This is a genomic window from Pseudarthrobacter sp. J47 (assembly GCF_049810315.1).
Lineage (GTDB): Bacteria > Actinomycetota > Actinomycetes > Actinomycetales > Micrococcaceae > Arthrobacter.
Genome location: NZ_CP187358.1, coordinates 1903992 through 1924229 on the forward strand (window position 1 = coordinate 1903992; position 20238 = coordinate 1924229).

The window sequence follows — 20238 nt, forward strand, 5'->3', positions numbered from 1 at the left end:
GGATGGATGCTGACGCGGGGCTCAACGCTCACTGGGACGGACGCTCCTTAGGTTGGTACGTGGAAGTCCCATAGTAATCACTTCGCCGAAGACCTCGTCCGGGTCCAGGCGCCGAAGCTCCTCTGCCAGGCAGTCGCGGAGGCTGCGCCGGGGAAGCGTAATACGCTGGGCGGGCTGGCCAGGCTGGGTGAGTTCGGCAACGGAAAGGCCCGGACGGAACAGCTGAACGTCACCACTGGAACGCGTCAGCCGGACCCGCCGGATTCCCGTCCCGGCCGGATCGGCAACAATGGTCACCGGCGCATCCAGCGCCAGCGTGAGCCAGGCGGCAAGGAGGATGGTGCTCGGTGAATCCGAAGCTCCTTCAACGGCAACGGCCGTCACTGGAGCGGGGTCCACCTGGTCCAGTACCGCTGCCAGCTGGATACGCCAGTTGGTCAGTCGGGTCCAGGCAAGGTCGGTGTCGCCGGCCTTGTAGGTCTTCTGGATGTTCTCCAGGGCGGCCTGCGGATCGGCTTCATTGGCTGAATCCGTGATCCGGCGGTGCGCGATCCTGCCAATGGAGGTATCGCAGGCATTCTTAGGCGCACAGTGGGACCACCAGGCAACGATCGGAGCGTCCGGGAGGAGCAGCGCAGCAACCAGGGACTCGCTTTCCTCGGCCAGCTCGCCGTAGCCGCGGAGCACAATCACCTCTGATGCTCCGGCGTCACCGCCAACGCGGATCTGGGCGTCCAGGCGGGTCGGTTCGGAAGCTCCGGCGTCGGCCAGCACGATGATGCGGCAGGGGTGTTCGCGGCTGGCCTCGTTGGCCGCCTCGATCGCTTCCTCTTCCAGCCCGGACTTCGTCACGACAACCAGCGTCAGGACCCGGCCCAGTGCGATCACGCCACCCTGCTCGCGCAGGGACGTGATCTTCTTGGAAATCTTGGATGTTGTTGTATCAGGAAGATCTACGATCATGGCCTTCTCCAGGTTCGCCCGTCGCGGGACAGGAGTTCGTCGGCGGAGGCTGGGCCCCAGCTGCCGGGTGCGTACGGTTCCGGTTGTTCGTCCAGGCTGGCCCAGTACTCTTCGAACGGATCCAGGATCTTCCAGGACAGCTCCACTTCCTGGTGCCGCGGGAAGAGCGGTGGCTCGCCCAGCAGGACATCCAGGATGAGGCGTTCGTAGGCTTCAGGCGAGGATTCGGTGAAGGAGTGTCCGTAGCCGAAGTCCATGGTGACATCGCGGACTTCCATCTGCGTGCCCGGGACCTTCGAGCCAAACCGGATTGTCACGCCCTCGTCCGGCTGGACCCTGATGACCACGGCGTTCTGGCCGAAGTCGTCCTCACCGTGGTCCCGGAACAACAGGTTGGGAGCGCGTTTGAAGACCACGGCGATTTCCGTCACGCGGCGGCCCAGGCGCTTGCCGGCCCGCAGGTAGAACGGCACGCCTGACCAACGACGGGTGTGGATGTCCAGGCGGACCGCGGCGTAGGTCTCTGTCTTGGAATCGGCAGGAATGCCTTCTTCCTCGAGGTAACCCTGCACCTGTTCGCCACCCTGCCAGCCCCCGGCAAACTGCCCCCGCGCCGAGTGCGTGGACAGGTCCTCTGGCAGCCGTACCGCAGCCAGGACCTTTTCCTTCTCCGCCCGCAGGTCGTCGGCGTTGAAGGAGATCGGCTCCTCCATGGCCGTCAACGCAAGCAACTGCAGCAGGTGGTTCTGGATGACGTCGCGGGCAGCGCCCACGCCGTCGTAGTACCCGGCACGGCCGCCCGTACCGATGTCCTCCGCCATGGTGATCTGGACGTGGTCAACATAGTTGGCGTTCCAGAGCGGCTCGAACAGCTGGTTGGCGAAGCGCAGGGCCAGGATGTTCTGGACCGTTTCCTTGCCCAGGTAGTGGTCGATCCGGAAGACAGCGTCCTGCGGGAAGACCGACTCCACGATGTCGTTGAGCTGGCGCGCGGATTCGAGGTCATGGCCGAACGGCTTCTCAATAACAACGCGCCGCCATTTACCGCTTTCAGCCTGCGCCAGTCCGTGCTTCGAAAGCTGTCGGCAGACCTGCTCAAAGGCCTTGGGCGGAATGGACAGGTAAAAAGCATGGTTGCCGCGGGTTCCACGCTGCTCGTCAAGAGCGGCGATGGTGTCGCCCAGGCGCTCGAAGGCATCGTCGTCGTCAAATTCGCCCTGGACGAACCTGATGCCCTCGGACAGCTGGTTCCAGACGGCTTCGTCGAACGGCGTGCGGGCAAAGGACTTCACCGAAGCCTTGACCTCGGCGGCGAAGTCCTGGTCAGTCCAGGGGCGTCGGCCGAAGCCCACCAGCGCGAAGCTGGGCGGCAAGAGGCCACGGTTGGCAAGGTCGTAGACAGCCGGCATGAGCTTCTTGCGGGCGAGGTCGCCGGTTACTCCGAAGAGCACCAGCGACGAGGGGCCCGCAATGCGGTTCAGCCGTCGGTCCCGGGGATCCCGGAGGGGATTTCGGCTCCGGGACAGGGATTTCCTGCCGTTTTCAGTTTCTGGCATGGTGTTGTGGTTGCCTTAGCTCTCAGGGGCTGATGCGGCGAATTCCGCCACGATCTTCCGGAACTGCTCGGTGCCCGCAGCGCGGTCCGTCAGGTGAAGGCGCAGCACGGGGCGTCCGTGGCCGGCCAGAACCTGTGCGTCGCCTGCGGCCTGGGCTGAAATCAGCTCACCGAAGGTGAAGGGCCGTTCCGGAATGGCAAGATCCCGTGACGGTTCTGCGGTGATTTGGAGGAACACGCCAATGGCGGGTCCTCCCTTGTGGAACTGGCCGGTGGAATGCAGGAAGCGCGGACCCCAGCCGAAGGTGACAGGACGGCCGCTGGCCTGGGCCAGCTGGTCCCGGACATCTTCGAGGGATGCAAAGGCGATCCTGTCGAAGTAGGCCTGGACGCTAAGGTAGCTGTCCGGGGCAAGTTCACCCAGCAGGGCGCGTACGGCATCCGCCGCCGTAGAGGCACTGCCCAGCCAGTCACCGCCGCGGACCTCGATGGCGTCATCAGTGAACGCTGCCGGAGTGGGCTCCGGCTGTGCGTCCAGCAGGCCACGGGCGGCAACCTTGGCTGCCTCCACGTCCGGCTGGTCGAAGGGGTTGATTCCCAGGAGACGTCCGGCGACGGCGGTGGCGAACTCCCACACCATCATCTGGGTGGCAAGGCCCCCCGCGATGGCGGCTTCGTTGTCCCGGAGCTCGACGTCGGCATCCGCAGCCACCAGCCGCACAGCCAGGACGTCCGCGGCGCCGCCTGCTACCTCAGGCGAGGAGGGGCCTGCTACAACGGGCAGGATACCGGTGCCCAGCTTGCCGGTTGATTCGGCGATCAGCTGTTCGGCCCAGTCGGCGAAGCCAACAATGCCCGAGCCGTCTTCAGCGATGACGATCTTGTTGCGGAGCGGGCTGGTTCCGCCCAGGGCAGCGCCCAGGCGGAGGCCGATGTTTTCGGGGGCGTCGTCGTTGAGGAGCTCCGCGGCTTCCTCGGCCTCGTCCAGGAATGCCTGGATGTCTACACCGGCCAGTCCCGAGGGGACCAGGCCAAACGCGGTCAGCGCTGAGTAGCGCCCACCGACGTTGGGGTCGGCGTTGAAGACCGCACGGTAGCCAGCCTCGCGGGAGGCCTTGTCCAGAGGGGACCCGGGATCGGTGACGATGATGATCCGGCTCTTGGCATCGACGCCGGCCTCCTCGAAGGCCTGCTCGAAGATCCGGCGCTGGGAGTCGGTTTCCAGCGTGGACCCGGACTTGGAGGAAACCACAATGGCGGTTTCGCCCAGGCGGTCCGCGAGGGCGTCGCTGACCTGGTCCGGGTCCGTGCTGTCCAGGACGGTCAGCTCCACGCCAGCGGTGCCGGCGATGACCTCGGGAGCCAGAGAGGAACCACCCATGCCACACAGGACAATACGGGTGACACCTTCGGCCCGGAGGGCATCACGCAGTTCCAGGATGCTGCCTACCAGTGCCTGGGAGACGGAGGCCGCCTCCACCCAGCCGAGCCGGATTGCCGACTCGGCTTCGGCGTCGGGACCCCACAGGGTGTGGTCCTTGGCGAAGATGCGGGTGGCAATGCGGTCGCTGACCAGGTCCGGAAGGTGCTGTTCAAGAGCCTGTGCTGCGGCTCCGGTGGCGTGGAAGCTGAGAGTTGTCATGGTGGGTCAGGAAGCCTTCCGTGCGGAGGAGAGTGCGCCTTCGACGTCGGCCAGCAGTTCCTTCCAGCTGGCCACGAACTTGTCCAGGCCTTCGGTCTCGAGGACCGCGACGACGTCGTTGTAGGAAACACCGAGGCGTTCCAGGGCGTCCAGGGTGGCGTTGGCATCCGCGTAGGTGCCGGTGACGGTGTCACCGGTGACGACGCCGTGGTCAAACGTCGCGTCCAGGGTTTTCTCCGGCATGGTGTTGACGACGCCGGGAGCAACGAGTTCGGTGACGTACAGGGTGTCCGGGTATGCCGGGTCCTTCACGCCGGTGGAGGCCCACAGTGGGCGCTGCGGCAGGGCGCCGGCCTCGGCCAGGAGTGCCCAGCGTTCGGTGGAGAACAGTTCCTCGTAGACCTGGTAGGCCAGGCGGGCGTTGGCCAGTGCAGCCTTGCCCTTGAGTGCCTTGGCCTCGTCCGTGCCGATGGCATCCAGGCGCTTGTCGATTTCGGAGTCAACGCGGGAGACGAAGAAGGACGCGACTGAGTGCAGCTTGGAGAGGTCGTGGCCGTTTTCCTTGGCCTGCTCCAGGCCGGTCTGGAACGCGTTGATGACTGCGCGGTAGCGTTCCAGCGAGAAGATCAGGGTGACGTTGACGCTGATGCCTGCCGCGAGGGTTGCCGTGATGGCCTCGAGGCCCTCAAGGGTTGCGGGGATCTTGATCAGGACGTTGTCCTTGTTGACCTTCTTGTACAGGTGCTTGGCTTCGGCGATGGTGCCGGCGGTGTCCCAGGCGAGGCGGGGATCAACTTCGATGGACACGCGGCCATCAACGCCGTTGGTGGCTGCCGCCACCGGTGCGAAGAGGTCGCAGGCATCCGCGACGTCGGTGGTGGTGATCTCGAAGATGGTCTCCTCGACGCTGGCGCCTGCCTGGGCCTTTTCGGCGATCAGGGCGTCGTAGTCCGTACCGGCCGTGATGGCGGCGTGGAAGATCGAGGGGTTGGTGGTGACGCCAACGACGTTCTTTTCGTCGATCAGCTTCTGCAGGGTGCCAGTATCCAGGCGTCCGCGGGAAAGGTCATCGAGCCAGATGGAGACTCCGGCGTCGGAGAGCTGCTGGGTGGGAGTAGTCATGGTGTTATCTCCTGTGGTGTGTTTCAGGCCGAGAGGCCGGCGAGGGAGTCCTTGGCAGCGGCGGCAACTGCTTCTGCCGTGATACCGAACTCCGTGAACAGACGCTTGTAGTCGGCGGATGCGCCGTAGTGCTCGAGGGAAACGGAACGGCCGGCGTCGCCGACGAATTCGCGCCAGCCAAGGGACAGTCCGGCTTCCACCGAAACGCGGGCCTTGACGCCTGCCGGAAGAACGGATTCCTGGTAGGCGGCGTCCTGCTTCCTGAACCACTCAACGCACGGCATGGAGACAACGCGGGCTGCGATGCCTTCGGCCTGGAGCGCTTCGCGGGCCTGGACGGCGAGCTGGACCTCGGAACCGGTGGCGATCAGGATGACGTCCGCCGGGACGGTGGCGCCTTCCTTGGATGCCTCGGCAAGGACGTAGCCGCCCTTGGCCACACCATCAACGGACCCGAAAGTATCGCCGTCGGCAAGGCCTTCGCCGCGGGCGTACGTGGGAATGTTCTGGCGGGTCAGCACAATGCCGGCCGGGTTTTCGTGGTTGGCCAGCATGGTCTTCCACGCCGCGGCGACCTCGTTCGCGTCGCCCGGGCGGACAACGTCCAGGCCGATGATCGCGCGCAGCGAGGCGAGCTGCTCCACGGGCTGGTGGGTGGGGCCGTCTTCGCCAAGGCCAATGGAGTCGTGGGTCCAGACGTACAGGGACGGGACGCCCATGAGGGCGCCGAGGCGGATGGCCGGGCGCTGGTAGTCGCTGAAGATCAGGAACGTGCCGGAGAACGCCCGCGTGCGGCCGTGCAGGCTGATGCCGTTGACGATCGACGCGGCGGCGTGCTCACGGATACCGAAGTGCAGCACCCGGCCGTAGGGGTTGCCGGACCAGGCGTCAGTGGAACGTGAGGCCGGGATGAACGACGGCGAGCCCTCGATCGTGGTGTTGTTGGACTCGGCGAGGTCAGCGGAGCCGCCCCAGAGTTCGGGCATGACCGGGCCGATGGCGTTCAGGACCTTGCCCGAAGCTGCACGGGTGGAGACGTCCTTGCCTGCTTCGAAGACGGGCAGGGCAGCGTCCAGGCCCTCGGGCAGTTCGCGTGCCTCAACACGGGCCAGCAGGGCTGCGCCCTCGGGGTTGGCGGCCTGCCAGGCGTTGAAGGACTCTTCCCATTCCTTGCGGGCAGCGGCCCCGCGGTCCACCACGGAGCGGGCGTGGGCCAGGACTTCCTGGTCCACCTCGAAGGACTTGGCCGGGTCAAAGCCCAGTACTTCCTTCAGGCCGGCGACTTCCTCAGCACCCAGGGCCGAGCCGTGGATCTTGCCGGTGTTCTGCTTCTTCGGTGCCGGGTAGCCAATGATGGTCCGCAGCGAGATGATGGACGGCTTGGAGGTCTCGGCCTTGGCGGCCAGCAGTGCTGAGTAGAGCTCCTGGACGTCTTCGACGTATTCGCCGGTCTTGGTCCAGTCAACCCGCTGGGTGTGCCAGCCGTAGGACTCGTAGCGCTTCAGGACGTCTTCGGTGAAGGCGATGTCGGTGTCGTCCTCGATGGAAATGTGGTTCTCATCGTAGATAACAACCAGGTTGCCCAGTTCCTGGTGGCCGGCGAGGGACGAAGCCTCGGAGGTAACGCCTTCCTGGAGGTCGCCGTCGGAGGCGATGACCCAGATGGTGTGGTCGAACGGGCTCTCGCCGGCGGGAGCATCGGCGTCGAACAGTCCGCGCTGGCGGCGCTGTGAGTACGCGAAGCCAACCGAGGAGGCCAGGCCCTGGCCCAGCGGGCCGGTGGTGATTTCCACACCTGCGGTGTGCTTGTACTCCGGGTGGCCGGGAGTCAGCGAACCCCACGTCCGCAGTGCCTCAAGGTCCTTCAGCTCCAGGCCGTAGCCGGAGAGGAACAGCTGGATGTACAGCGTGAGGGAGGTGTGGCCGGGGGAGAGGACAAAACGGTCGCGGCCGATCCAGTCCGGGTTCCGGGGGTCATGCCGCATCAGCTTCTGGAAGAGAAGGTATGCGGCGGGCGCCAGACTCATCGCGGTTCCGGGGTGGCCGTTGCCGACCTTCTCCACTGCATCCGCAGCGAGGACGCGGACGGTGTCCACTGCGCGCTGGTCCAAGCTGGTCCATGACAGTTCTTGCTCTTCCAAATGTGGCACGAAAACCGGGCCCCTCTCTGTGCTGACGGCGTTCAGTAATCACAGCCCGGAAACAAGGCACGAAAATGGTGCCTGCCGCGATGTGTACCAGCCGTCCACCATTGAAACGTTGATCTATCATTCAGCCGCCTCGGCGGGCAAGATTGGAATGCGGTTTCCCGCGCTTCCTGCCACGTGCGCTGATCAGTTCACAGCTTAGCCCGATTCCACAGTTCGGTCAGCGCATATCTCACAGAGTGGACCCAATTTTGCCTTATATGAATAACCGCGAGGCGCACGCCATGTGAGGTTGAGTTAATGTGCGCGAAGCATTGCTGCTGTGATCACCCAAGGGTATTGACGTGAACCGCGGCTGCGGCCGCACGTTATGATATTGGGGGTTGGCGTGTAAAGAACGCCCCCCAGGAACGCACCAAAAATGCAACAGAGAACAGGTGACTGCGACCGTGAGCACTACCGATACCCCGCTGAACGTCTCACCGGTAACGGGGAAGAGCGGGTGGAGCCGGTCCGGACTGGGGCGGAAGGCCAAGGCGTATCTGGCCCTGACCAAGCCACGGGTTATTGAACTCCTTCTGGTGAGCACACTGCCCACCATGATCTATGCCGAACGCGGCTTCCCCTCCATCGGCCTGATCCTGGCCACCCTGGTAGGTGGCGCGTTCGCCGCCGGAAGCGCCGGTGCCTTCAACTGCTACATCGACCGCGATATCGACAAACTGATGCACAGGACCGAGAAGCGTCCCCTGGTCACCGGCGAGGTCACCCCCCGCGAAGCGCTCGTCTTCGCATCACTGCTCGGGGCGGCAGCCATTGCCATTCTGTGGTTCGGCGCCAATCCGCTCTCCGCCTGGCTGGGCCTGGGCGCCATCTTCTTCTACGTGGTCATTTACACGATCATCCTCAAGCGCCGCACCGCCCAGAACATTGTCTGGGGCGGAGCCGCAGGCTGCTTCCCGGTCCTGATCGCTTGGGCGGCCGTAACCAATACGGTGGAATGGCCGGCCATCATCCTCTTTATGGTGATCTTCCTGTGGACCCCGCCGCACTACTGGCCGCTGTCCATGCGCTACGGCGAGGACTACCGCAACGCCAACGTTCCCATGCTCGGTGCCATTGCCGGTGCCAAGGTGGTCTCCGTCCAGGTGGTGCTTTACGCGTGGGCCATGGTGGCGTGCTCGCTTCTCATGATCCCGGCCGGCGGCGCGGGCTGGGTCTACACCGTTGTGGCTGTCGTGGCGGGCGCCTGGTTCCTCTACGAATCCCACGCACTGTACGGCCGGGCGCAGCGTGAGGACATTTCTGACAAGCGGGCCATGAAGGTCTTCCACGGTTCCATCAGCTACCTCACCCTGCTCTTCATCGCACTGGCCGTGGACCCGTTTGTGGGTTCGGCACTCGTGGCGGGCTAGGGGCTACACAGAGCAGCAGTTATAGAAATGGCCTGGTGCTTCGGATATCCGAAGCACCAGGCCATTTCCTTATTCAGGCAGCCGCCGTTTCCGGGCGGCAGAGCTTACTTCACCGGGCTGTAACGCGCCAGGTCGGCGGCGTTCGTGGCGGCACCCATCAGCAGTGCGGCTGCCAGCATGTGTGCGCCCACCAGGAGGGCGGGGACGCCGTTGTAGTACTGCGTGAAGCCGATGACGCCCTGCAGGAGCGTGATGCCCATCAACAGCAGGACGGCGGTACGGAACGGCCCGGAAATCCGGTTCCTGAGGACCACGTACAGGGCAAAGAGAGTGCCTGCGGTTACCAGGTACGCCGGTACGGCGTGCAGGTGGGAGACGAAGTCCCAGTCCAGTCCGTTGCGGGGTGCGTCGGCGTCCCCTGCGTGCGGCCCGGAGCCGGTCACCACAACACCGAGTACGACGGCGGCTGCCGCACTGGCTGCCACGGCAGTCATCAGGGGACGCAGGACTCCGGGCAGTGCGGGATGGGCTGTGGCCATAAAACGGCCCGTCCGCCCGTGCGCCCGGTTGACCAGCAAGGTGGCGAATACCACCAGTGCCATGGAGACCAGGAAGTGCATGCCTACAACCCAGGGGTTGAGGTTGGTCCAGACTGTAATGCCGCCGATTACCGCCTGGGCGGGAATGCTGGCCAGCAGGCCGAGGGCGAGGAAGAACATGTCCTTGCGTTCCTTGCGCAGGTTCCACAAGTACACAAGCATCAGTGCGGCGATGGCTGCCAGCACGAATGTCAGGAGCCGGTTGCCGAACTCGATGAAGCCGTGGATGCCCATCTCGGGAGTGTTCACCAGCGATGTTTCGGTGCACCGCGGCCAGGTGGGGCACCCCAGGCCGGAAGACGTGAGCCTGACGGCTCCGCCGGTGACGATCAGCGTGACCTGGCCGGCCAACGACAGGATGGACAACCGGCGCACCGCGGAGTTCACGGTGGTTGGCAGGCGCGATGTCACCTTGCGGGCGAGTTGGGGAAGGCGTGATGCGGTGCTCACTGGTGTTCTCAATTCCACTTGAACCAACGAATGGCTGCTGCTCCGGCAATGACTGTCCACAGCAGCAGGATCAGGGCCGCCGGTCCGTTGAACGTTCCGGCAATAAAAGCATCCCTTAGGGCATCGCCGAGCGCACCTGAGGGAAGGTAGGGGACAACGGCCTGGATGCCGGCGGGCAGCCGTTCGCCGGGGATGACGATGCCACCCAGGGCGCCCAGGACAATCCACAGCAGGTTGGTCACGGCAAGGGTGGCCTCCGGCCGTGCGGTACCGGCAACCAGCAGGCCCAATGCGGTGAATGCCGCCGCGCCCAGGATGAGGAGCAGCGCACCGGTCAGGATTCCACCGGGATTCGGCTGCCAGTCCAGGGGAAGGGCAACTGCTGTGACTACCACCGTTTGGATGACCAGGACAGCCAGGACCGCCAGGGCCTTGCCCGCGATCAGGCCCGCCCGGCCAAGCGGTGTGGTGGACAGGAAACGGAGCACGCCGTACCTGCGGTCAAAGCCGGTGGCGATGCCCTGGCCGGTGAACGCCGTGGACATGGCACAGAGGGCAAGGATGCCGGGTACCGCGATGTTGACGCGTGAACTTCCCAGCCCGTCAAGGAGGGGAGTAACCACCAGTCCCACCAGTGCCAGCAGGGGAAGGAACACGGCCAGGATAAGCTGTTCGCCGTTGCTGAGCATGGTCCGGGCCTCGTACTTGCCCTGGAGGAGGATGCGGCGCAGCAGGGGTGCCGGTTCCTGGATCGTTGCTGTCACCGGGCATCATCCTTGGCTGGAATCTCTTTGGCTGAAACGTCGAGGAACACGTCTTCCAGGCTGCGGGCCTGGAGGCTCATCGATACGGGCATAATGTCCTTGCTCTCCCAGAAGGAGGCCAGCGTGGAAAGGTGCGCAGGAGTGAGGTGGCCCGTGGCGCTGTAACTGCCTGCACGGGTTTCGCGGACATCGATTACGTCCGGCAGGACGCCGTCGAACGCTATCCCCGGCAGCGCCTCGAAGTACAACGTCCGGATGCCGTCGTCGTGGGTTTTGGCGCTGCCGCCGTGCTGGAGGAGCTCGCTGACGGTCCCTTCGGCAACGTTGCGTCCGCCGTCGATGATGTAGACGTAATCGGCCAGCCGCTGGGCATCGTCCATCAAGTGGGTGGTGAGGATGATTCCCTTGCCCGCATCGCGGAGTTCGGCAATGTAGTCAAAGACCAGCTGCCGGGACTGCGGGTCCAGCCCGGCGCTTGGCTCGTCCAGGAACAGGACCTCGGGATTGCCAATGAGTGCGGCGGCCAACGCCAGGCGTTGCTTCTGCCCGCCGGACAGCCTTCGTACGGTGGTCCGGCTGAAGGACTCGATGCCCAGCCGTTCCACCAGTCCGGCCACTGGCAGGGGATCGCGGTACATGCCGGCAATATGCTTCAGCAGCGGAATGGGGCGGGCCGACGGCGGGAGGCCACCGTCCTGGAGCATCACGCCCACGCGGGACCTCAGCGCCGCACCCGCTGTTGCCGGGTCCGCGCCCAGGAGTGAGATTTGTCCGCCGCTGCGCTGTTGCAATCCCTGGGCGCATTCTATGGTGGTGGTCTTGCCCGCGCCATTGGTCCCCAGCAGGGCAGTGACCTGGCCGGGATAGGCAGTCAAAGATACGTCACTGACAACCCGCAGCATCTTGCCGTCCATGGCGGCCAGGGGGCCGACGTCCTTAATGAGGCCATCAATGGCCAGGACAGGGGAGTTGGGGGATCGCACCCCAGCATTCTACGCGATGTAGTAGCAGCGGGTCGGTTCCGGTGGGCATCAGAGGTCAGCCTTGCCTTACTGGAGGACTGGAACAAATTACGACATGATTGTGTTGTGTATTCCGTGAGTAAGACTACTTCTGTGCCCTCGGCCGGCCCAGTGACGAATGGTGCCCTTCGCGGTTCCATGCGTTCTGCCGCGCCAAGTGCAGCTGAAGCGGATGAACGCACGCGCGACCGCGTCCTCAGCGCCGTCCTCGAGCATGGCCCAGTGAGCGCAGCCGAACTCGGCGACATGCTGGGCTTTACACCCGCAGCGGTCCGGCGCCACCTTGACCACCTGTCCCGTAACGGCATTATCGAGGTCAAGCGGGTAGCCCGCGGCGCAGCAGGGGCTGGACGCCCGGCACGCCGGTATGTGCTCAGCTCCCGTGGCCAGTCTTCGCTGGGGGACGACTACCTCAACATCGCTGTGTCAGCACTGAGCCAGCTCCAAGGTGTTGCCGGTGAAGAAGCGGTACGCCGTTTCGCCGTCGAGCGTTTTGCCGAACTGGAAACCCGGTACGCGCCGGAAATCGACCAGGCGGGCGATGACATTACCGCCCGCGCCCGCGCGCTGTCTGCCGCACTCACCCGTGACGGCTACGTGTCCTCCGCCGCGTCGGTGGAGGCAAAGGCACCCTTGCCGGCGGCCTTCTCCAGTGTCCAGCTGTGCCAGGGACACTGCCCCATCCAGCACCTCGCCGCCCGGTTCCCGGAGTTCTGCGAAGCCGAAACCGAAGTGTTTTCCCGGCTGGTCGGTGTTGATGTCCGCAGGCTTTCCACCCTTGCCGGTGGCGGCCATGTCTGCACCACCCATATTCCAACAGGCCGGCCTGCCGTTCGGGAGCCCCACGCTCCCGGCACGGTTCCCGCCGTCCTGGGCAATGAATCCAACCATCAGCAAGAAAGGCCGTGATGACGGACCAACTATCAGAGAAGCCGGTAGCTGAAGACACCGTGATCTCGGAGATTCTGGAGAAGAATCCCGAGCTCCATGGCATCGGCACCTACGAGTACGGCTGGGCTGACAAGAACGACGTCGGCGCCAACGCCCGCCGCGGTATCAGCGACGAGGTGGTCCGCGATATCTCGTCCAAGAAGAGCGAGCCCCAGTGGATGCTGGATCTTCGCCTGAAGGGACTGAAGTACTTCGACCGCAAGCCCATGCCCACCTGGGGTGCGGACCTGTCCGGCATCGACTTCGACAACATCAAGTACTTTGTGCGGTCCACGGAGAAGCAGGCCACCACCTGGGATGACCTTCCCGAGGACATCAAGAACACGTATGACAAGCTCGGCATCCCCGAAGCCGAGAAGCAGCGCCTGGTTTCAGGTGTCGCTGCCCAGTACGAGTCCGAGGTTGTCTACCACCAGCTGCGCGAGGACCTTGAGAAGCAGGGTGTCATCTTCCTGGACACCGACACCGCACTGAAGGAACACCCGGAGATCTTCCAGGAGTACTTCGGCACGGTGATCCCGGTTGGCGACAACAAGTTCGCTTCGCTGAACACGGCTGTATGGTCTGGCGGCTCCTTCGTCTACGTCCCCAAGGGCGTCCACGTGGAGATCCCGCTGCAGGCCTACTTCCGGATCAACACCGAGAACATGGGCCAGTTCGAGCGCACGCTGATCATTGCGGACGAGGACTCCTACGTCCACTACATCGAAGGCTGCACGGCTCCCATCTACACCTCCGACTCCCTGCACTCCGCAGTGGTGGAGATCATCGTGAAGAAGGGCGCACGCGTCCGCTACACCACCATCCAGAACTGGTCCAACAACGTCTACAACCTGGTGACCAAGCGTGCCATCTGCGAAGAAGGCGCCACCATGGAGTGGATCGATGGCAACATCGGTTCCAAGGTGACCATGAAGTACCCGGCCGTCTACCTCGTGGGCGAGCACGCCAAGGGCGAGACCCTGTCCATCGCGTTTGCCGGTGCCGGCCAGCACCAGGACACCGGATCCAAGATGGTGCACATCGCTCCGAACACCAAGAGCTCCATCATCTCCAAGTCCGTGGCCCGTGGCGGCGGACGCGCAGCGTACCGCGGCCTGGTCCAGGTCCGTGAAGGTGCCAAGCACTCGGCCAACACAGTGCGCTGTGACGCGCTCCTGGTGGACACCATCAGCCGCTCTGACACCTACCCCTACATCGACATCCGCGAGGACGACGTCGTGATGGGGCACGAGGCCACCGTTTCCCGGGTCAGCGAAGAGCAGCTGTTCTACCTGATGTCCCGCGGCATGCGCGAAGACGAAGCCATGGCGATGATCGTCCGCGGCTTCATCGAGCCGATTGCCCGCGAACTCCCCATGGAATACGCACTTGAGCTGAACCGCCTGATTGAACTGCAGATGGAAGGGTCCGTCGGATAACGATGACTGATATCACCACCGAAAAAGCGCGCATCGGCGCGCCCTCAGCCCAGCCGTTCATCAACGGTTTCACCGAGGAAGGCGAAAGCCTTTCCCCGATCAACGCCGCTGATTCCAAGGCACCGCTGGCCGGAGAAGCCGTCAAGGCCCACTCGCACGGCGGCGGCGTCGGCGTACCGGACAGCTCCCGCGCCGGACGGCTCACGTCCTACAACCTGGCCGACTTCAAGCCGCTGACGGGCATGGAAGAGGACTGGCGGTTCACGCCCCTCAAGCGGCTCCGCGGGCTGCACTCCGAAGTACTGAATGGTGCGGCTCCGGCTGTATCCATCGATGCCCCTGAAGGCGTTGTGGTGGAAACCGTGGGCCGCGATGACGCCCGCATCGGTTCCGCAGCCATCCCTGAGGACCGTGTTTCCGCCAACGCGTGGGAAAACTTCGCTGAAGCGACCATCATCACCGTGCCTTCGGAACTGCAGGCCGCCGGCCAGGTTTCGGTAGTACTGGAGGGATCCGGTACCCAGGCTTCCGCCCAGCACCTGGTCATCATCGCCAGGAAGTTCTCCAAGGCCGTTGTGGTCCTGGAACACCGGGGCACCGCAGTTGTTTCGGAGAACGTTGAAATCCTGGTGGAAGACGGCGCCGAGCTGACCGTCATCTCACTTCAGGAATGGAACGACGACGCCGTCCACGCCTCCTCGCAGCAGGCACGCCTGGGCAGGGACGCCAAGTTCAAGCACATCGCCGTATCACTCGGCGGAGACCTTGTCCGCGTTACGCCGTCCACCCGCTTCACCGCTCCCGGAGCCGAAGCGGAAATGTTCGGCCTGTACTTTGCCGACGCCGGCCAGCACCTTGAGCAGCGCCTGTTCGTTGACCACGCTGTGGCCAACTGCAAGTCCAACGTGCTGTACAAGGGCGCACTGCAGGGCAAGAACGCGCACACCGTATGGGTAGGCGACGTCCTGATCCGCAAGGAAGCCGAAGGCACCGATACCTACGAGGCCAACCGCAACCTGGTCCTCACGGACGGAGCCCGCGCGGACTCAGTACCGAACCTGGAAATTGAAACCGGGCTCATCGAGGGTGCCGGCCACGCCAGCGCCACCGGCCGTTTCGACGACGAGCACCTGTTCTACCTCATGGCCCGTGGCATCCCGGAGAAGGTCGCCCGCCGCCTGGTGGTCCGCGGCTTCCTCAACGAGATCATCCAGCAGATCAAGGTCCCGGCCCTCGAAGAGCGCCTGACCGAAGCTGTTGAGCGTGAGCTCGCCGCGAGCGAGAACTGATTTCCGCAGGCCACCGGCACTGCTGTTGCACAAGACTTAAGAACAACCAGAAAGAAGAGCATGTCTACTCTTGAGATCAAGGACCTGCACGTCAGCATTGAGACTGAGCAGGGCACCAAGGAGATCCTGAAGGGCGTCAGCCTGGTCATCCGCACAGGTGAAACCCACGCAATCATGGGCCCCAACGGCTCGGGCAAGTCCACCCTGGCGTCCACGATCGCCGGCCACCCGCGCTACACCGTGACCAGCGGCTCCATCACCCTTGACGGCGAAGACGTCCTGGAGATGAGCGTGGACGAGCGCGCCCGCGCCGGCCTCTTCCTCGCCATGCAGTACCCGGTAGAGGTTCCGGGCGTCACCATGACCAACTTCCTCCGGACCGCCAAGACCGCCATCGACGGCGAAGCCCCGGCCCTGCGCACCTGGACCAAGGACGTCAAGGCCGCCATGGAGCAGCTGCGCATCGATGCTGACTTCGCACAGCGCAACGTCAACGAAGGCTTCTCCGGCGGCGAGAAGAAGCGCGTGGAGATCCTCCAGCTGGAACTCTTCAAGCCGAAGTTCGCCGTCCTGGACGAGACCGACTCCGGCCTGGATGTTGACGCCCTCAAGGTTGTCTCCGAGGGTGTTAACCGCGCCCAGGCAGAGGGCAACATGGGCACGCTGCTCATCACCCACTACACCCGGATCCTGCGCTACATCAAGCCGGACTTCGTCCACGTGTTCGTTGACGGGCAGGTTGTCGAAGAAGGCGGCCCCGAGCTCGCCGACCGCCTGGAAGAAGAAGGCTACGACCGCTACGCCGCAGGTGCAGGCGTTGCCGTTGCACCCGCCGTGCAGGCCTAGTTAGGATCACCTTATGACCGAAATCAATGCATCCCGCACCAGCCTCGAGGACGTCGAGGAAGCGCTCAAGGATGTCATCGACCCCGAACTCGGCGTCAACGTTGTTGACCTCGGGCTGCTCTACGGTCTGAAGTATTCCGAAGAAGACGGCGCCCTGCTGATCGACATGACGCTGACCACCGCCGCCTGCCCCCTGACTGATGTCCTGGAGGAACAGGTCGGCAAGTCGCTGGACGGCGTGGTGGATGACTGGCGCCTCAACTGGGTCTGGATGCCGCCATGGGGTCCGGAACGGATCACGGACGACGGCAAGGACCAGATGCGGGCCCTGGGCTTCAACATCTGATCCGTCCTACTGCCTGAACATACGACGACGGCCGGTTACCTTCATCACGAAGGTAACCGGCCGTCGTCGTTCCCCACCCCGGTGCCAGTACCGGCGAGGGCCTAAGGTTTTACGGGGAAGCTACTGCGAAGGTGTCGCACTTGTTGATGTCGCCGGTTTCGTAGCCGGTGGTGAACCATTTTTGCCGCTGCTCGCTGGAGCCGTGCGTCCATGCCTCGGGGGAGACCCGTCCGGTGGCGGCCTCCTGGATCCGGTCATCGCCCACGGCTGATGCCGCGGACAGCGCGTCCGCGAGATCCTGCTGCGTCAGGGGCTCCAGGAAGGGCTGGCCGGTTTCGGGATCAGGCTGCTCGGTTGCGTACCTGGCCCACAGACCCGCCAGGCAGTCCGCCTGCAGCTCCACGCGGACGGCGCCGGATTCCGGCCCCTGCGGATCCTGCTGCGCGCGGTCCAGGGTGCCGATGATGCTTTGGACGTGGTGCCCGAATTCGTGGGCTACAACGTATTCCTGTGCCAGCGGCCCGCCTGAGGATCCGAACCGGTCAACGAGCTCCTGGAAGAACCCCGGATCGAAGTAGGCCGTGGAATCTGCCGGGCAGTAGAAGGGGCCCACGGCGGACGTGGCATTGCCGCACCCGGTGCTGGTGGCGCCGTCGAAAATGACGGTTTCCGGCTGGGGATACTGCACGTTGTAGTCAGCGAGGTAATCGGGCCAGAACGCGTTGAGGCTGTTGACCGTGCCCACAATCCGGCAGTCCAGCCGGGCGTCAGCGTCTGCACCGGTAGCGCACGCCGGACCGGTCCCTTGAGGTATTGGCCCCTGCTGCTGCCCTTGTCCCGTACCGCCACCGGTCAGGCCCTCCAGCATGGCCGGATCGACGCCGAACAACACCAGGAGGAGGACGACGATGCCGCCGCCGATCCCTCCGCCAATCTTTGTGCCGCGGCCCATGCCACGGCCCCGGCGGTCCTGTACCTGGGATGGATCCAGTCGAACGTTGTCATTGAAGCTCATAATCACACAATAGACGCACCGTGATGCCGGGAGGAGGCAACCCGACGGCTAAAATTGGCGTGATGCCATTCCTTGACCGACTCCAGCGTTGGGCCGACGACCGCCCCGATGCCCCTGCCGTAGTTGTCTCAGGCCGATACCTCAGCTGGTCGGAACTGTGCGATGAAGCAACGGCCCTCCTTCCGCAGACGCCAGGGATAAGCCTCCTGGAGCTGCCCAACTCCGTGGATTTCGCTGTGGCCTTCGCCGCCGGTGTTGCCGGTACGCGGGAATGCGCGGTACTCGATCCCACATGGCCCGACTCCATCCGGCACGGCGTTCGGGACAGGCTGGCGGAGTTCATCCGCACTGGCCAGGCCGCGGACCCGGAAAGTCCCCTGGCCCAGGAGCTGACCGATGGGACGCCGGACACGCCGTTCCTGATCGGTTTTACGTCGGGCACCACCTCCATCCCGAAGGCCTTCACGCGGTCCCGCCGTTCCTGGCAGCTGTCCTTCGAGGCGTCGAAGGAGTTCTTCGGCCTGCGTCCGGACGACGTCACCCTGGCGCCGGGCCCGCTGTCCGCAAGCCTCAATCTCTATGCGCTGGCCGAATGCCTCTACGCCGGAACGCAATTCAATACGCTGGAGTCGTTCGACGTTGCGGACGTCCACCAGGCGGTAGCGTTCGACGGCGTGACGCGCCTGGTCCTGGTACCCACCATGCTCCGTCTGCTCAGCGAGCGGGGGCTGGCCGGCGGGGTGGATGCCTCCGGCATTCGGACCATCATCTGCGCGGGTTCAAAGCTTGACGCCCGCACACTGGAAGCGGCGCGGCGTTGGGCCCCCGGGGCAACCATCTACGAGTACTACGGCGCCTCTGAACTCAGTTTCGTTGCGGGCTCAGGACTGCCGCCGGGCGAACCGGCACGCGCGGGCAACACCAGGATCGGCAGGCCTTTCCCGGGCGTCGAGATCAGGATCCTGGGCGGGTCTTCTGACCCCGGGGCGCCCGGCACCACTGAACTTCCGGAAGGCGTTCCCGGCAGTGTCTGCGTTCGCAGCGGCATGGTGAGCAACGGGTATTTGTGGGGCGATGACGGCGAAGCGCTGCGTTCGTTCGACGGCTGGTACACGGTAGGGGACCAGGGCTACCTGGCAGACGGCGCGCTCCATATCCTGGGGCGCCGGTCTGACATGATCCAGGCCGCCGGAATCAACGTCTACCCCCACGAGGTGGAGCTGGCGCTCACGTCCATTCCCGGAGTCACCTCCGCTGTGGCGGTGGGCCTGCCTGATGACCTGCGCGGCCAGAAAGTTGTGGCTGGGATCGTTCCCGCCCATGGGGCCCTCACCGTGACGCAGGTCAGGACGGCGTTGTCGGATCTGCTGGCCCGGGAAAAGCGGCCGCAGTCCTACTACCTGCTTTCAGAACTCCCCGTTACCGACCGCGGCAAGCTCAGCCGGGGACTCCTGCGTGAATGGATCGAAACCAACGATGCCCGGGTCGACCATCTTGGCTGACGGAGCCCCGGAGGAACACCAGGCGGTTGTCATCGCAGCGCGGCGCACCCCGGTGGTGCGTGCGAACGGCGCGCTCCGGGACGTTCCCGTCCACCGGTTGCTGGCGCCGGTCCTGGTGGCGCTGCTGGAGGAGCTCACCATTTCCGGGGCCGAAGTGGACGACGTCCTGATCGGCAACGCTGTAGGTGGTGGCGGCAACGTGGCCAGGCTCGCGCTCCTGGAAGCAGGCCTGCCGGCCCATGTTCCGGGGATCACCGTGGATCGGCAGTGCGGTTCCGGCCTGGACGCCATCGTCCTGGCCAGCCGGCTGGTGGCCGGTGGCGGGAACCCGTTGTACCTGGCAGGAGGCGCCGAAAGCGTCAGTACCGCCCCGCTGCGGGCCACCAGGAATTCCGACGGCGAACCGGAGTTTTACGCGCGGGCCCGCTTTTCGCCGGACACCCTGGGCGATCCGGATATGGGTGTGGCAGCAGAGAACGTTGCCCGGGAGTACGGGATCAGCAGGCAGGAGCAGGACGTCTTTGCGCTGGCCAGCCATGCCCGGGCACTGGAGGCACAGGCTTCCGGAGCCTTTGATCGCGAGCGGGTCCGGGTTCCAGCCGCCACGGGTCACGTGGAAGTGGATGACGGCCCGCGTCGCGGGCTCACGGCACGTGTCCTGGAACGGTTCCCTGCCGCTTTTGTCCCAGGAGGAACCGTCACCGCCGGAAACTCGTGCTTTGACGCGGACGCAGCCTCCGCCGTCGTGGTTACTTCAGTGGCCCGGGCCCGCGAACTTGGCGCGGTGGACGGACTGCTGGTGGAAGGGACGGACACGGCGGGCGTTGATCCGCACCTGCTGGGGATGGGGGCTGCTGCCGCCGCCGAACGGCTGTTGCGGAACCGGCATATGACGGCGGAATCCCTGGACCTCGTGGAGTTCAACGAGGCCTTCGCTTCCCAGACCCTTGCCTGCCTGGCCCGGCTGGGGATTGCTGCCGGACGCGCCAATCCCGACGGCGGAGCGCTTGCCCTGGGTCACGCCTACGGAGCATCCGGCGCGGTCCTGGTCACCCGGCTGCTGGCCCAGGCCCGGAAGACACCGGGCCGGGAGTCGCGGGCGCTGGCGATGATCAGCGGCGCAGGTGGCCTGGGAACTGCAGCGCTCTTCCGCTACACCCGCCTCTCCCCAACTAAGTGGCAGTAGTTG

General features: G+C 64.8%; 17 protein-coding genes. 8 read left to right on the forward strand and 9 right to left on the reverse strand.

Annotation, left to right across the window (positions count from 1 at the left end):
• Positions 1 to 21: 21 nt before the first annotated feature.
• Genes ACPJW8_RS08625 through tkt form a run of 5 tightly spaced genes read right to left on the reverse strand, consistent with a single transcriptional unit; the run spans position 22 to position 7423 of the window.
• Entirely contained in the window at positions 22 to 963 is a 942-nt protein-coding gene (locus ACPJW8_RS08625) for a glucose-6-phosphate dehydrogenase assembly protein OpcA (RefSeq protein ID WP_330188760.1), read from the reverse strand.
• Positions 960 to 2519 (reverse strand): glucose-6-phosphate dehydrogenase, encoded by a 1560-nt coding sequence (gene zwf / locus ACPJW8_RS08630; RefSeq protein ID WP_330188761.1) that lies wholly within the window; start codon positions 2517 to 2519, stop codon positions 960 to 962. The genes ACPJW8_RS08625 and zwf overlap by 4 nt, the downstream gene beginning before the upstream one ends.
• 15 nt (positions 2520 to 2534) lie before the next feature.
• Entirely contained in the window at positions 2535 to 4160 is a 1626-nt protein-coding gene (locus ACPJW8_RS08635) for a glucose-6-phosphate isomerase (protein WP_330188762.1), read from the reverse strand.
• Positions 4161 to 4166: 6 nt separating this feature from the next.
• Positions 4167 to 5282, reverse strand: coding sequence for a transaldolase (tal, locus tag ACPJW8_RS08640; RefSeq protein ID WP_330188763.1), 1116 nt, complete (start codon positions 5280 to 5282; stop codon positions 4167 to 4169).
• Positions 5283 to 5305: 23 nt separating this feature from the next.
• Positions 5306 to 7423 carry a transketolase gene (gene tkt, locus ACPJW8_RS08645; RefSeq protein ID WP_330188863.1) on the reverse strand — a complete coding sequence of 706 codons (2118 nt, stop codon included), beginning with the start codon at positions 7421 to 7423 and terminating at the stop codon, positions 5306 to 5308.
• 443 nt (positions 7424 to 7866) lie between these two features.
• On the opposite strand from tkt, the gene ACPJW8_RS08650 reads away from it, so the two are divergent.
• Complete coding sequence (locus tag ACPJW8_RS08650) at positions 7867 to 8844, forward strand: heme o synthase (protein WP_330188764.1); 978 nt, start codon at positions 7867 to 7869, stop codon at positions 8842 to 8844.
• A 104-nt stretch (positions 8845 to 8948) separates the two neighbouring features.
• On the opposite strand, the gene ACPJW8_RS08655 is transcribed toward ACPJW8_RS08650, so the two are convergent.
• From ACPJW8_RS08655 to ACPJW8_RS08665, 3 genes are read right to left on the reverse strand one after another with little or no spacing between them, the layout of a single operon-like run.
• A complete protein-coding gene (locus ACPJW8_RS08655; RefSeq protein WP_330188765.1) occupies positions 8949 to 9893 on the reverse strand; it encodes a COX15/CtaA family protein in 945 nt (314 codons plus the stop codon).
• Positions 9894 to 9901: 8 nt separating this feature from the next.
• Positions 9902 to 10657 (reverse strand): ABC transporter permease, encoded by a 756-nt coding sequence (locus ACPJW8_RS08660; protein WP_330188766.1) that lies wholly within the window; start codon positions 10655 to 10657, stop codon positions 9902 to 9904.
• Positions 10654 to 11640: an ABC transporter ATP-binding protein gene (locus ACPJW8_RS08665; RefSeq protein ID WP_330188767.1), complete on the reverse strand. Its 987-nt coding sequence runs from the start codon at positions 11638 to 11640 to the stop codon at positions 10654 to 10656. Before ACPJW8_RS08665 ends, ACPJW8_RS08660 begins: the two co-directional genes overlap by 4 nt.
• 105 nt (positions 11641 to 11745) lie before the next feature.
• Here ACPJW8_RS08665 and ACPJW8_RS08670 point away from each other — a divergent pair, with 105 nt between their 5' ends.
• From ACPJW8_RS08670 to ACPJW8_RS08690, 5 genes are read left to right on the forward strand one after another with little or no spacing between them, the layout of a single operon-like run.
• On the forward strand, positions 11746 to 12588 hold the full coding sequence (locus ACPJW8_RS08670) for a helix-turn-helix transcriptional regulator (protein WP_425256443.1): 843 nt from the start codon (positions 11746 to 11748) through the stop codon (positions 12586 to 12588).
• The gene (gene sufB, locus ACPJW8_RS08675; protein WP_330188768.1) at positions 12588 to 14051 is read left to right on the forward strand and encodes a Fe-S cluster assembly protein SufB; all 1464 of its coding nucleotides are present in this window, start codon (positions 12588 to 12590) and stop codon (positions 14049 to 14051) included. The genes ACPJW8_RS08670 and sufB overlap by 1 nt, the downstream gene beginning before the upstream one ends.
• A 2-nt stretch (positions 14052 to 14053) precedes the next feature.
• The gene (sufD, locus tag ACPJW8_RS08680) at positions 14054 to 15340 is read left to right on the forward strand and encodes a Fe-S cluster assembly protein SufD (RefSeq protein WP_330188769.1); all 1287 of its coding nucleotides are present in this window, start codon (positions 14054 to 14056) and stop codon (positions 15338 to 15340) included.
• Positions 15341 to 15400: 60 nt separating this feature from the next.
• On the forward strand, positions 15401 to 16186 hold the full coding sequence (gene sufC / locus ACPJW8_RS08685; protein ID WP_330188770.1) for a Fe-S cluster assembly ATPase SufC: 786 nt from the start codon (positions 15401 to 15403) through the stop codon (positions 16184 to 16186).
• A 13-nt stretch (positions 16187 to 16199) separates the two neighbouring features.
• Complete coding sequence (locus tag ACPJW8_RS08690) at positions 16200 to 16532, forward strand: metal-sulfur cluster assembly factor (protein ID WP_330188771.1); 333 nt, start codon at positions 16200 to 16202, stop codon at positions 16530 to 16532.
• Between the two features lie 109 nt (positions 16533 to 16641).
• Here the strand turns inward: ACPJW8_RS08690 and ypfJ are convergent, their stop codons facing one another.
• Entirely contained in the window at positions 16642 to 17547 is a 906-nt protein-coding gene (gene ypfJ / locus ACPJW8_RS08695; protein ID WP_330188772.1) for a KPN_02809 family neutral zinc metallopeptidase, read from the reverse strand.
• Between the two features lie 62 nt (positions 17548 to 17609).
• On the opposite strand from ypfJ, the gene ACPJW8_RS08700 reads away from it, so the two are divergent.
• Together ACPJW8_RS08700 and ACPJW8_RS08705 are read left to right on the forward strand one after the other, a co-directional pair.
• Positions 17610 to 19049: a class I adenylate-forming enzyme family protein gene (locus ACPJW8_RS08700; protein WP_330188773.1), complete on the forward strand. Its 1440-nt coding sequence runs from the start codon at positions 17610 to 17612 to the stop codon at positions 19047 to 19049.
• Positions 19024 to 20235 (forward strand): thiolase family protein, encoded by a 1212-nt coding sequence (locus ACPJW8_RS08705; RefSeq protein WP_330188774.1) that lies wholly within the window; start codon positions 19024 to 19026, stop codon positions 20233 to 20235. The genes ACPJW8_RS08700 and ACPJW8_RS08705 overlap by 26 nt, the downstream gene beginning before the upstream one ends.
• Positions 20236 to 20238: the final 3 nt, after the last annotated feature.